The sequence below is a fragment of the Exiguobacterium sp. E4787 genome (assembly GCF_018618375.1).
GTDB lineage: Bacteria > Bacillota > Bacilli > Exiguobacteriales > Exiguobacteriaceae > Exiguobacterium > Exiguobacterium chiriqhucha.
Window position 1 is genome coordinate 440146 of record NZ_JACSLY010000001.1, and the last position, 13140, is coordinate 453285.

Genomic DNA, 13140 nt, shown 5'->3' on the forward strand with positions numbered 1-13140 from the left:
GTCGCTCGACTCTTTTCATGCTGTCGTCTGTTCGATGGCCGAATAGACTTTCCGAAGTTGGACGACCCCTTCGTCCACCACTTCCCCATCGATGAGCACGAGCGGATAGAACCACTCGTCCTGCTTGATTGCTTCGGCGATGTCATCGTCCGCCGTCTCAAAATCGATATACTCGAATTCGAACGCCTGATTCGGGTACTTCCGTGCCAATGCGCTTTGCAACCATTCATATGTCTCAATCGAGCTCGGCGCCCCGACACAGCTCGCACACTGTACTTCGGCCCCATATACGGTGATTTTCATATCCATTCCCCCTCTTCTTTCCTATTATACAAAAATCAAGAAGGGGCATCGTCACAAAACGCTCAGCGTTAATGATTGAGAAACAATCTCAAACTTGCTAGAATGAAAGAGAACCAGAAAGGGGTAGATACCATGGAAATGTTTGATCAAGTCCAAGAAGTACTCGATAAATTACGCCCGTTCTTGCTTCGCGACGGCGGTGACGTCGAACTCGTTGATGTAGAAGAAGGCATCGTCAAACTTCGTTTGATGGGTGCATGCGGCAGCTGCCCATCTTCAACAATTACATTGAAAGCCGGGATTGAGCGCGCGCTCATCGAAGAAGTACCTGGCATCGTTGAAGTCGAACAAGTATTCTAAACAAAAAGGGAGACAATCATGTCATCCCTTTTTTTCATGCATGCGTCCATTCGTCCAAGCTCTCGACCATATAGGTCGGGAGTTTTTCTTGTTCCTGAATGAAAGCCGGACCATGTACGCCTGAGTTGACGTGGAGCGTCCGAATCCCGCCGTTGATCCCGAACAAGATGTCAGTATGGTAGTTATCCCCGACCATGACGACTTCTTCTTTCGTGAGACCAATCATCTCAAGCGCGATATCGACCATGACCGGTTCCGGTTTGCCAATAAAGAACGGATCTTTTTCCGTCGTCACCGTCAAGACGGACGTGAGCGCACCGTTCCCTGGTAAAAAGCCGCGTTCAGTCGGAATGGCGATATCGCCGTTCGTCGAAATGAAACGAGCGCCGGAGCGGATCGCGAGCGCGCCTTTCGCCAACTTTTCGTATGTGATGTTTCGGTCGAGCCCGACGACGACGTAATCCGCCTTCGCCTCTTCCGTCACATGGAAACCGCGTTCTTCGAGCGCCAGGCGCAGGCCATCTTCCCCAATCATGTAAATCGTCGCCCCTGGCGTCATCTTCTCGATATAACGGGCCGTCGCCATCGCACTTGTCAATACGTGCTCAGGCGTCACATGCACTCCCATCGAGACAAGTTTATCCGCCACTTGCTCCGGCGTCATCGACGCGTTGTTCGTGACGAATAAGTATGGGAAGCCGGTCGCCTCGAGTCGATTCACGAAATCGACCGCTGCTTGAATCGGGGCCGTCCCCGCATACATCGTGCCATCTAAATCAAATAAGTATCCTTTAATCGGATTCATCCAATCACTCGCTTTCTGGTAAAAATGCTGATACAGGACCGAGCTCCACCTCGAGATAGCGTCGGACCTGCTCTGGGAATGCCTCGAACGTTGATTTATCACGGTCGACCCAGGCGTCGAACCGGGCCGAATCTGCCGTGACGAACTCCCTGACATAGTGCGCCCGTAATCCGACGAGCGCTTTCGTCGCTTCGGCCGTCTCGGCGTCGAGCACACGCTCGTCGAGCAAGATGTCGACAATATCCTCATAGCTGCCCGGGTCACGCATGATGAACCCGTCAATCATTGAGTTGCCGACGTCAATCACGCCCTCTATCAAGTGAACGGCCAAACGTTGTTTCGCCAGCTCGATGGTGAACGCGTCCCCCTCTAATTGGTCGAGTCGACTGAGCATCGTCTCCATATGGGTCAACGTCTCATTAATCTTTTCTCTGTTTACAAAATACATCGCAATCCCCCCTGCCTCCTATAGTAATCCTTTTTCTCGTTCGAGAAAAGAATCTCTCCTATTTACATCATTTACGTAATTGTGATACACTAATCCACGGATTAACACAACTATTAGTATGTCACATTAAATAGATATCATGTGGAGGGTACAACACTATGGAACGAGAATTAGCGTTAGAGATCGTACGAGCAACCGAGGCAGCAGCATTGGCCTCATCGAAATGGATCGGTCGTGGTCAGAAGAATGAAGCGGATGACGCAGCGACATCGGCCATGCGTGAAGTACTCGGTACAATCAATATGGATGCAACTGTCGTCATTGGTGAAGGTGAACTCGATGAGGCACCGATGCTATACATCGGGGAACGTCTCGGGACGACGTTCGGACCAGAAGTCGATATCGCCGTTGACCCGCTCGAAGGGACATCGATCGTCGCCAAAGGACTCGGGGACGCCATGGTCGTCATCGCGGTCGCGGATAAAGGCGCCCTCCTCCACGCACCAGATATGTATATGGATAAGCTCGTCGTCGGCCCGAATTTAAAAGGCAAAGTCTCACTCGACGAACCGCTTGAGTCGATTATCGAGAAAGCCGCCCTTTATAACGGCAAGCGCATCGAGGAAGTGACCGTCATCATGCAAGACCGTGATCGTCATGAACATTTCCGTCAAGCGGCGATGAACATGGGCGCACGCGTCAAGCTGTTCGAAGACGGCGACGTCTCGGCGGGAATCGCAGCGGCCGTCAAGTCGAACCCGATCGATATCTTCATCAGTACGGGCGGCGCACCAGAAGGCGTCATCACGGCAGCGGCCGTCAAAGCGCTCGGTGGCGACATGCAGGCACGCCTCCACCCGATGAATGAAGAAGAGACGGCACGTGTCATCTCGATGGGCATCGAGGACCCGCTCCAATTGCTCACGCTTGACGACCTCGTCAAGAGCGACGACTGCATCTTTGCGGCGACAGGCGTCACATCGGGCGAATTGCTGGACGGCGTAAAATTCTTGACGGACGATATTGTCGAGACGACGTCACTCGTCATGCGATCGAAGACGAAGACGATTCGTAAAGTCGTCGCCGAACACACGTTATCGCTCAAGCCCTACCTTCAAAAACAAGAAGTCAACGCCTAATACAAAACCTCCGCTCTCGATGAGCGGAGGTTTTCGTTTAGAATCCTTGTTCAAAATCTGTCCCGACATGGTTCGTCTGCGGTTGTTCTGCTTTCCGAAGTGAATCGTAGAACGTCGCATACGTCGTCGTGAAGTACGGATAGACGTACAAGAAACCGATGCCGAGTGTAATGACCCCGAGAAGGAACCAACCGATAAACGAGAGGACGAGTTTGAACGCGTCCATCTTATGCCCGTCCATCATCCGGCGTGATTCGGTGATCGCCTCGAGAGCCGATAATTCCGGCTGGTCACGTAAGATGTAAAACGTGAGAGAATACGAGAAACTTTTGATGATTCCCGGAATCACGAGGAGCAGCGACCAAAGGAAGATAAACAATCCCATGAAGAACGGGGCGAGCACGTGCTTGACGTATCCCGTTTTGAACGGCTCGAACAACGTAGAGACAGCAGGCTTGTCACCGCGCGATACAGACAGGACGAGCCAAGACCAACCGATTGCGAGCGGCGCAATCAATAATGTGAGGAGGAGCGACAAGAACGTAAGTCCCGTGTCCGCCGCTGTTGGGACCGCTTCAGGGTCTACAGGAGGCGCGAACGATTGTGGAATCCCGTTCAAGACGACGAACAAAATTAATAGCCCGGCGAGTAGCCAACGCTTACCAGTTAACATTTGTTGTGCATGTTGCTTAAGTTGTGCAGTCATTTTCATCATCCTTTTTTTGAGTTCTCTCTTCAGTGTACGTCATCATTTCACGAAAAGTTTCAAAAAAACACGAAAAAAGGGAAAAGGTTTTTCCTTTCCCTTCAATACATGATGTTGCCCATGAAAAACTGTGACATCGATACGATAAATAAGAGCACACCTGTGGCCACTGCCGCCAACGAAATAATTTTAAAGAGGCGGCTTCTCAAAAACGCCTGACGATATTCAAAGCGGCGGATTAGCAAGACGTGGACAACCTCATAAATCAGGACTGCGGCGGTGAAGTAAAACGTCATGATACTCTCGAACCCGAAGAACAACATCGCCAGTACGCCCAAGCCGAAATTATGAATTCGATTATGGACGTCATCGCGGTCACCGACGGTCGCCGTTTGTACGTGTTGCATACTTCCACCTCACTTCCAAAACCCACAAAAACCCGAACAGAAACAATAACCTTAAATATAAGTTATCACAATTTTCCTATCCCTAAACCTGTCACACCGTCTTTTCACCTAAAAGAAACATTTGGAAAATAAATGTAACAAAAAAGCGCTGATGTCATCAGCGCGTCATGTACCGGTCGAAGGCTCGACTTCTTCCGATTTATTGAATTTGCGTTTCAGTTTGAGCGGTTGTTTCGTGCCACCGAAGACTGGACCGTCTTCCGCCTCATCGATTTCCGTCTCTTTTTTGAGTACAAAGAACGGGCACCCAAAGTTACAGTATTCATACACGTAATCCATCACGTGATCGATTCGATTATCATACGTCGCGAACTTGGACTTCGTCTCATAGAACCCTTTCAACCGAAGTTGTCCGTGGCCCCAATCCCCGACGATATAATCGTATTTATCAAGCACGTCGCTATAGCGTGCGATGAACGCTTCCTCGTCAAAACCGTCACGTTTCTCTTCAATGACGGTATAGCCATGGCGATTCACTCTAATCATGTTTCACACCTCCACTGTTCTATCATAGCATGCCAACCGGTCCCGTCCCTATCCTTTTCGGATGGCATTATGACGGGTCACGATCGTCTCGCGTAACACGTCACGCAGCAGTTCCGGCATAAAGTAACGCTTCGGCTGATCGGCCAAATACGGAAGGAGCGGTCCGAACGTGAACATGTCGACCGTGGCGACATGATACGTCCCGTCTAGCTTGATTTCCTCACCATTAATCGAATAGCGACCGTGTCGGCTGTCGATTCCATGGAGGATCGGGCTACCGAGCACCGTCCCGCGAAAACCGAGGCCACGGACATGCATTGTCGTGAACGCATCTTCTTGGACGTCGTTCAAAAATCGGACGAGGGTAGCCCCGTCAAGCGTCAAGAGACAAGGGTTGATCGGATGCGGACAAATCCGGTGCAACATATTTAGCGTGACGTGGCCCGGGCGCAAACCTTCCAACAAGACACCGGATGGGATGATACTCAACTCGGCGTCACACCAGTCCGCGAGTCCGCTCGCCAATAGGTCTCCGATGGCTGACGGACCGAACCAGTCACTTTCATAACCTGGTGTCTCAGCAATCGTCACATCGAGCAGACGCTCGGCTTGACCATACTCTGCGGCTAGGACCGCGACCGTCGCTTCATCAGGTTCGCGCTCCGATACATCGTGGAGACAAGCCCGTTTCTCGATGACCCGCTTTCCTTCGATGGTCAACTCGATTTGCCCGACGTACTGCCCGTACTTGCCGGCCTGCGCGATCAGGACGCCGTTCGTGACGACACCTTCATCGAGTACGTGGTGGGTATGGGCTCCGAGGATGACATCGATTTCTGGGAACGCCTCGGCGAGCCGCTCGTCGGCATAAAAGCCGAGATGGCTGAGCGCGATGATGACGTCGCAGTCTCGAAGTGTCTCGAGGGCACGCGCCGTTGCCCCGTGTGGTGCTTCGATGGCCCAACCGAGTTCAGGATAAAGCTCTTCATACGGCGCGGTCACCCCGAACAGCCCGATCTGAATTCCCTCTCGTTCGACGATGAGCGTCTCCGACGCCCATTCTGGCCGTTCACCAGCTGCTTGATAGACGTTCCCTAATAGGACTGGGAACGCGGCCTCGTCATACAGATGGGCGAGCCAGTCGTGCGGGAACGTGATGCCTTCATTATTGCCGATCGTGACCGCCGTCGGTCGAATCCGGTTGAGCAGTCGGACGTTCACTTGTCCGCGCGTCACTTCTGTCGCCGGATGGGTGCGGTCGGCATGGTCGCCGAGATCGAAGACGAGCGTCTCGTCCGTCCGATGCTCATTCAAAAACGAGACGAACCGCGGCCAGTTATGGAATTTCGAATGTAAGTCATTATAATGAAACATCGTAATCGTTCTCAAGACGATCCCCCTTCCTAGAACAGACTGATTTGGCTCGGGGCGAGTTCATATTCGGCACCGAGAATCTCAATCAACCGTTTGGCGTTTGGTACCGCGTCGCCGGCCGAGTTGTTGTTGAAGTAGACGTACACCGACTTCGCTGTTTCGTCGACTTGTTTGAGGGCCGCGGCGAGCTCCTGCAGTTCATCCTCACTATAGCGATACAGGCAGCGTACGTGACGCCATTCCTGGCTCGTCATGCCCGGTTTTCGAAGCCAGCCGGCGGTGTTGCGGCCGTGCAAACGTACGACGGCCACATCCGGATTGGTCACGACCGGGACGAACGGGATGCTGCTCTCTTTCGTTTGCGGCTCATCACAAATCGTATTGATGAAACGTTGTTCCGCCAAGAACGCGAGCGTCCGCTCCCGGAACGCCTCCGAGAACCACGTCGGGTTCCGGAACTCGATGGCGATGTCATAGTCGCGCAACTCGTCACGGATCGTCCGTAAATAATCGAGATGTGGCTTCGAGACATCAAACCAGGGCGGGAGTTGGACGAGCACGGCTCGTAGCTTCCCAGCTTGTTTCAGCGGTTCGACAGACGTTCGATACCTCTCGAACAGCTCGGCGAGAGGTAGCTTCGGCTCCCGGTCATGGCCGCTCATTTCCCTGGAAACTTTGACGATGAATTGGAACGTCTCCGGTGTTTCCAAGTTCCACTTCTCGTAATTCTTCACCGGTTGAATCGCATAAAACGAGGAATCGATTTCAACGGTCGGGAAATGCCCCGCATAGGTCGACAGTTTATGTTTTCGTTCTTCTGGGGTCGTATACAGTAAATCATGGTCTCCCCACCCCGTCACACCGACATAAATCATCACATTCCCTCCTCAACTTATTGTTTGAACGTGGCCGCCGTGTTCCGTTTCGACCAATTCAACGTTCCCGCGAACGTCACGAGCAACAGGACGAGCCCCATCACAAACGGATAGCGCATATCGATATCGAAGGCGATTCCGGCAAGCGTCGGTCCGACGATATTCCCGATGCTCATATAAGCATTGTTCATCCCCATCGCAAACCCTTGCTCTTTATCTGCCATTTTCGATACGAGCGTATTCAATACCGGTCGTAAAATTGACGTCGACAAGAAGATAATCAACGTGACCGCGAAGAAAATCGTGTAAGACCCGGCAAACAGTGAGAACAAGAAGCTGAGCGCAGCGAGCATGATAAAGATGAGCACGACTTTAATCTCACCGAACAGCGAGACAAGACGGTCGACCGCGAACAGCTGGACGATGACGCTGACGATTCCCGTCCCGGTGATCATGACCGCAATCTGTTGCGGCGTTGCGCTGAACGTCTCACTGACGAACAGACCGAGGACCGACTCGTATGCCATCAAACCGAACGCCATGACCAAGTTGATGACGAGCACGAAGAAATACGGTTTCCGTGTCGACGACACGAGTTGACGCGGTAACGATTCACTCTCACTCGTTTGGACATACGGTTCACGGTCCGGTTCTTTCAATAGAATGATTGACGAGATGACGGCAACGAATGATACGATCGCCGATAACAAGAGCGGTGCCTTCAACCCGAATTCGGCGAAGAATCCACCGATTCCTGGGCCGATGACAATCCCGAGCGACATTGCCGCGGAAATATAACTGTTCCCTTTCGCCCGTTGTTTGAGCGTCGTGATATCGGCCACGTAAGCAAAGATGGCTGGAATCAAGAGAGCGGCCCCGACGCCGCCGATTGCCCGTGAAATCAACAGGACGGTCAAGTTGTCTGATAAGTAAAAGACGCCCATCGAGATGGTAAAGCCGATGAGCCCGAGGATGATCATGAGCCTGCGCCCGTAAACATCCGCCCATTTCCCGGCAATCGGCGACATGAGCAGCTGGGCCCCGGCAAAGACAGAAATCATGAGTCCGGCAGCGGTGCCGCCTTCTCCAATCATCTTCAAATAATCAGGAATAATCGGTATGATAATCCCGAATCCTGCTACAGCGATGAACATGTTCAACATGAGAATCGCCAATTGTTTCTTTTGTTTAGTCGTCAATGTATGTCACTTCCTTTTCATCCTTTCATTTTACTTGTTGATGAATGAAATGAGCAAACGATAAGACAGCAAAACACCCATCCTTGACCAGAGGATGGGTGTTCAAACACTTGCTTATGAGATGCGTGATTGAGCGAGTGCTTGGTTGGAACGATTTTTCGGTAATAACAGTGTGATCACATACACGATCAATGTTGGAACTGCCCAAGCAAGTCCGATCTCAGCCATCGGCAAGTTCGTGATCCAAGCTGTTGCTGCTGACGGCGCCAATCCGTGTGTCGTCTCGAAGAGCGAGAGAACGAGGGCCGTATATACAGTCGCCTTCATGGCGACATGCGGGTTGCGTTGAATCCGCTCCGTAATCGAGACGAGTACGAGTGCGATCATGACCGGATACAAGAGCGTGAGGAGCGGTACTGCGATTTCAATCAACATACCAAGTCCGACGAGTGAAATCATGAAGCCGAACAATGTCGTCGCGATGACGACTTGGTAATACTTGAGTGATTCGAACGTGTTGCTGATGAAGCGTGAGAACTCAGTGATGAGTCCGACCGCTGTCGTCAAACAAGCGAGGAAGACCGCAGCCCCGAGTACGAGCATTCCGACTTGTCCGAAAGATGAACCTGCAAACGCTTGAAGCAAGCTTGCTCCGTCTGTCGTTCCTGTTTGGCCTGTCATGTTCGCTCCAATCGACCCGAGCGAGATATAGACGAGCATCAAACACGTGACAGCGAGCATTCCAGACGTCCGAAGAAGTGAAGATGCTTCTTTCTGGTCCGTCATCCCGTTCGCTTTAAGCGTGACGAGCACGATGGCACCGAAGACGAGAGCGCCGAAGACGTCCATCGTCAAGTAGCCTTGTTTGAAGCCCTCCCCGAGAGCGCCAATCCACGTCTCATATCCTTCTGCTGGTGCGACCGGCTTCCCGAGTGGCGCCACGAGGTTCGTGATTCCGATTGCCGCAAGCAAGAGCAAGAGAATCGGTGTAATGATGCGTCCGATGACTTCAATCAATTTCTGAGCGCGTAACGTCAAGAAGAACGTCAAACCGAAGAAGACAGTTGAACTGATTGCGAGCGTGAGTGTAGATGGCGCACCGAGGAACGGTACGACTCCCATCTCATACGTGACTGCTGCCGTCCGTGGAATCCCGAAGAACGGTCCAATCGCCACGTACATTAATCCCGTCAAGACGAGTGCAAGTCGCTTCGGAATATACCGAGCGATTTGGTCAGATCCACCGCCTACCCGCGCGACTGCGAAGAGCGCGAGTAATGGTAGCCCGACGCCGGTAATGACGAAGCCGACTAGGGCTGGGACGAGGTTCTGTCCTGCCATCGCACCTAGCATCGGTGGGAACAGCAAGTTCCCGGCCCCGAAGAATAATGCGAAAATCGTGAATGCTAACGGGAATAATGTCGATTTTTTCATACAACTACCTCCACATACATGTAATACCTTCCGTGTTACCAATGAATCAAATGACTAAATTTTCTGACAATAAACCGCTTAGTCTATTCCATTATACACACTTTCATTTTTTTGACCACCCTATCCATAAAAATGATGTTTATTTTTTTAAAATGTGGATTTATTGTATGGAACCGTTCCCTTAATTTACAAATTGTCGGTTGGTTGCACTCACTGACTAGCTGTAAATGAGAAAAATGGTCAATAACGGATATCAAACTTCCGGAATGATTCGACCGTCGTGTCTTCCGCTTCAATCCGTTCGACCCCGACAAAACGATTCCCGTTATAGAGGGCGCGTTTATAGGATTCGAGTCTCTCCGCGTCTCCTTCGATTTGAAGTTCAACCGTCCCATCATTCAAATTCCGGACCCAACCTGTGATGCCGTATTCAAGGGCAGTCGCTTGCGCGAAGTAACGGAAGCCGACCCCTTGGACCCGGCCTGATACGATAAGATGCTGTGCCTGTTTCATATAAGTCTCCTCCTCAAATTTGAAAGAATGGGTTTAGCCTCTGTCTCGTTAGGCAACAATATATAAGTAAAATACTGGATAGGAGTGGTGATGTGGAACAACTTGTGACTGTGGTGACGACAATTTCAGATTGGCTATGGGGTGTGCCAATCATCTCGTTACTCGTTTTGTCTGGACTCTATTTGACGATTCGTTTAGGATTCTTCCAATTCCGATACCCCATCTACATAATGCAACAAACGTTAGGCAGTGTCTTTAAAAAACCAAAAGGTGAAGGTGACATCAGTCCCCGCCAGGCGTTGACGTCAGCCTTATCTTCGACGATCGGTGCCGCCAATATAATCGGGGTACCGGCCGCCATCATGTTCGGCGGGCCGGGCGCCATCTTTTGGATGTGGGTCATCGCCGTCGTCGGCATGGCCATCAAGTTCTCGGAGAGCGTCCTCGCCGTCCGTTACCGCGAGAAGAACGAGGCCGGTGAATTTGTCGGCGGTCCCGTCTACTATATGGCGAAAGGCTTGAAGCTGAAATGGCTCGCCTCATGGTTCGCCTTCGCTCTCATGATCGAACTCATCCCGAGTATCATGGTTCAAGGAAACGCCGTCAGTTCGGCCGTCCGAGAGACGTTCAACGGCAATACCCTTGTGACCGGGATTATCGTCGCCGGGCTCGTCGCCCTCGTTGTCTTCGGCGGTATGAAACGCATCGCGAAAGTGACGGAAGTCATCGTCCCGGCGATGGCCCTCGTCTATGTCGGTGCCGGCTTCGTCATCGTCTTGATGAATTTCTCACAAATCCCGGAAGTACTCGGGCTCATCTTCTCATACGCATTCCAACCGATGGCCGCGCTCGGTGGTTTCGCTGGTGCCGCCATCGCCGAGACGATTCGTTGGGGCTTCGCCCGTGGTCTTTATTCGAACGAAGCAGGACTCGGGACGGCACCGATTGCCCACGCCGCTGCGCAAACGGATCATCCGGTCCGGCAAGGCTTCTGGGCCGTAATCGGGATCGTCATCGATACGCTCATCATCTGTAGCACGACGGCGTTCGTTGTCTTGTCGTCCGGGGTATGGACACGGGCCGATGCGATGAACGATCCAGCAGCCCTGACGACGATTGCGTTCCAACAGTACTTCGGCTACACGGGTAGTCTTCTCGTCACCATCTCGCTCATCTTCTTCGTCTTGTCGACAATCATCGTCGTCATCTTCTACGGATCGCGTCAAGCCGAGTACTTGTTCGGTTTGAAGGCCGGCTTCATGATGAAAGTCGTCTACATCGTCTCGATTGTCATCGGTGCGATCGGTGGGGCCCAAATGATTTGGAACTTCCTTGATTTGATGCTCGCGATGATTCTCATCCCGAACATGATTGCCGTCTTATTGCTCAGCGGTGAAGTGAAGCGCTTGACGACCGAGTTCTTCACGTCCGAGAAATATTATAAGAAAGACGTCGCCGAGAAGAAGGCGTCGTAATGACAAACCCGGCTGCGATTGCAGCCGGGCCTTTTTATGAACTCGATTCAATCTTGTCGATCGCTTGGCGAATCCGTCCGACCGAGGCATCGAACTGTCTTTGTTCCTCGTCCGTCAGTTCAATTTCGACGATTTGGCGGATGCCGGTCCGGTCAATCAAGGCCGGTACGCCGATATGGAGGCCAGATGCCCCGTATTCGCCGTCGAGATGGGCCCCGATCGTCACGACCGAGTTCTCGTTCCGGACGATGGCGCGGACGATACGAAGCAAGCCGAGCCCGATCGCATAGTACGCGGCACTCTTATATTCGATGATTTGATTGGCCGCATCACGGACGCGTTGATAAATCGCATCCAAGTCTTCTTGCCGATACGACTCATTCTCGGCGAGCAGTTGCTGGACCGATTTCCCGTAAATGCGGGCGTTATCCCAAGCGACGAAACCTCCGGCACCGTGCTCACCCATATAATAGACGTGGCAGTTCCGTACCGACAAGTCGAAATACTCACCGACCTTATAACGGAGACGAGCCGTATCGAGCACGGTCCCCGAACCGATAACGCGATGCTTCGGTAACCCGGACGCTTTCCAGACGACGTGCGCCATGACGTTGACCGGGTTCGTCGCGACGACGAGGATGCCGTCGAATCCGCTCGCCATAATTTGCTCCGTGACATGTTGCATGACCTTCGCATTTTGTTCAGCGAGGTCCATCTGGGTCTGACCGAGCTTTTGTGCGGCACCGGCCGTGATGACGACGATATCGGCGTCGCGGCAGTCCGAATAGTCGCCTGCCCAAATTCGGACTGGGCTCGGAGCGAACGAGATGCCGTGATTGAGGTCCATCGCCTCCCCTTCAGCCTTGGCGTGGTTCGAATCAATCAAGACGAGCTCTTCACAGAGCGCGGCCATCGACAGTTGATAGGCGAAACTGACGCCGACCCATCCGGCACCGACGACGGCGATGCGGGTGATGTCTTCTGGGTCAATCGTGTTCAAATGATCCATATGCTTCATCCCTTTCTAAACGTGTTCTCTTTCTTAGCATACCCGACTCTCCTTCGTTTCACGACAAAAAAAGCGAACTCGCTTGTGAGGAATTCGCTTCTAAACAAAACAATGTTTATCACACATATCATTCTCGCTCCCGATAATAGTGCACCGGCCGAATCTCGAGCCTCCATCCTAACGATTCCGCTTCGGGCACTTGGGTCGTTGGATGGATGGAAGCGATTCTGACCGCATCCTCCATATCCAACGCTTCAATCAGGAACGCACTTCCCATGACTTCTTTCGATTCTGTAACAGGCTCATCCGTAATCGAAATCTGATGTGACTCCCGCTTGAGTTGTTTCATGCTTGCTTCAAGCCCCATATCCATCAGCACCTGATCACTTGCATACAGCTCCTGTAAGTGTGGTTCACACGTCGCCATGATTTGATCGATTTCTAGGTCGGTCTTTTCGTTCACTTTGTCAGCGTTGAAATATCCCGTTACTAAGAACATCATGTGATTTTCTCCTCTCGAATCTACAGGCACGCATCAGCTATCCAT

At 52.0% G+C, this 13140-nt stretch carries 16 protein-coding genes; 3 read left to right on the top strand and 13 right to left on the bottom strand.

Annotated elements, in window-relative coordinates:
- Positions 1-15: 15 nt before the first annotated feature.
- Positions 16-309, bottom strand: coding sequence for a DUF1462 family protein (locus tag KNP80_RS02255; protein ID WP_029595112.1), 294 nt, complete (start codon positions 307-309; stop codon positions 16-18).
- A 96-nt stretch (positions 310-405) separates the two neighbouring features.
- Between KNP80_RS02255 and KNP80_RS02260 the strand changes: the two genes are divergently transcribed.
- Positions 406-663 carry a NifU family protein gene (locus KNP80_RS02260; protein ID WP_228617585.1) on the top strand — a complete coding sequence of 86 codons (258 nt, stop codon included), beginning with the start codon at positions 406-408 and terminating at the stop codon, positions 661-663.
- A gap of 34 nt (positions 664-697) precedes the next feature.
- Here the strand turns inward: KNP80_RS02260 and KNP80_RS02265 are convergent, their stop codons facing one another.
- Both KNP80_RS02265 and KNP80_RS02270 read right to left on the bottom strand, forming a co-directional pair.
- Complete coding sequence (locus KNP80_RS02265) at positions 698-1468, bottom strand: TIGR01457 family HAD-type hydrolase (RefSeq protein WP_214831960.1); 771 nt, start codon at positions 1466-1468, stop codon at positions 698-700.
- 4 nt (positions 1469-1472) lie between these two features.
- Positions 1473-1916 carry a DUF86 domain-containing protein gene (locus KNP80_RS02270; protein WP_214831962.1) on the bottom strand — a complete coding sequence of 148 codons (444 nt, stop codon included), beginning with the start codon at positions 1914-1916 and terminating at the stop codon, positions 1473-1475.
- A gap of 158 nt (positions 1917-2074) precedes the next feature.
- On the opposite strand from KNP80_RS02270, the gene glpX reads away from it, so the two are divergent.
- A complete protein-coding gene (glpX, locus tag KNP80_RS02275) occupies positions 2075-3055 on the top strand; it encodes a class II fructose-bisphosphatase (RefSeq protein ID WP_021065511.1) in 981 nt (326 codons plus the stop codon).
- 37 nt (positions 3056-3092) lie between these two features.
- Here the strand turns inward: glpX and KNP80_RS02280 are convergent, their stop codons facing one another.
- From KNP80_RS02280 to KNP80_RS02315, 8 genes are all read right to left on the bottom strand, one after another.
- Positions 3093-3761: a DUF975 family protein gene (locus tag KNP80_RS02280; protein ID WP_214831963.1), complete on the bottom strand. Its 669-nt coding sequence runs from the start codon at positions 3759-3761 to the stop codon at positions 3093-3095.
- 101 nt (positions 3762-3862) lie between these two features.
- Complete coding sequence (locus KNP80_RS02285) at positions 3863-4168, bottom strand: hypothetical protein (RefSeq protein WP_214831965.1); 306 nt, start codon at positions 4166-4168, stop codon at positions 3863-3865.
- A 165-nt stretch (positions 4169-4333) separates the two neighbouring features.
- Complete coding sequence (locus KNP80_RS02290) at positions 4334-4714, bottom strand: YutD family protein (protein ID WP_058764068.1); 381 nt, start codon at positions 4712-4714, stop codon at positions 4334-4336.
- 48 nt (positions 4715-4762) lie between these two features.
- Positions 4763-6103 carry a bifunctional metallophosphatase/5'-nucleotidase gene (locus KNP80_RS02295; RefSeq protein WP_251128812.1) on the bottom strand — a complete coding sequence of 447 codons (1341 nt, stop codon included), beginning with the start codon at positions 6101-6103 and terminating at the stop codon, positions 4763-4765.
- A gap of 14 nt (positions 6104-6117) precedes the next feature.
- The gene (locus KNP80_RS02300) at positions 6118-6963 is read right to left on the bottom strand and encodes a DUF72 domain-containing protein (protein ID WP_214831966.1); all 846 of its coding nucleotides are present in this window, start codon (positions 6961-6963) and stop codon (positions 6118-6120) included.
- Positions 6964-6980: 17 nt separating this feature from the next.
- Positions 6981-8162, bottom strand: a complete 1182-nt coding sequence (locus tag KNP80_RS02305) for an MFS transporter (RefSeq protein WP_214831967.1) — start codon at positions 8160-8162, stop codon at positions 6981-6983.
- Positions 8163-8276: 114 nt separating this feature from the next.
- Positions 8277-9596, bottom strand: coding sequence for a branched-chain amino acid transport system II carrier protein (gene brnQ / locus KNP80_RS02310; protein ID WP_214801394.1), 1320 nt, complete (start codon positions 9594-9596; stop codon positions 8277-8279).
- A 240-nt stretch (positions 9597-9836) separates the two neighbouring features.
- Entirely contained in the window at positions 9837-10109 is a 273-nt protein-coding gene (locus KNP80_RS02315) for an acylphosphatase (RefSeq protein WP_214714519.1), read from the bottom strand.
- Positions 10110-10201: 92 nt separating this feature from the next.
- Here KNP80_RS02315 and KNP80_RS02320 point away from each other — a divergent pair, with 92 nt between their 5' ends.
- Complete coding sequence (locus KNP80_RS02320; protein ID WP_214831968.1) at positions 10202-11584, top strand: alanine/glycine:cation symporter family protein; 1383 nt, start codon at positions 10202-10204, stop codon at positions 11582-11584.
- Positions 11585-11618: 34 nt separating this feature from the next.
- Here KNP80_RS02320 and KNP80_RS02325 read toward each other — a convergent pair whose 3' ends face one another.
- Both KNP80_RS02325 and KNP80_RS02330 read right to left on the bottom strand, forming a co-directional pair.
- Complete coding sequence (locus KNP80_RS02325) at positions 11619-12593, bottom strand: L-lactate dehydrogenase (protein ID WP_214831969.1); 975 nt, start codon at positions 12591-12593, stop codon at positions 11619-11621.
- Between the two features lie 127 nt (positions 12594-12720).
- Positions 12721-13095 (bottom strand): YciI family protein, encoded by a 375-nt coding sequence (locus KNP80_RS02330; protein ID WP_214831970.1) that lies wholly within the window; start codon positions 13093-13095, stop codon positions 12721-12723.
- Positions 13096-13140: the final 45 nt, after the last annotated feature.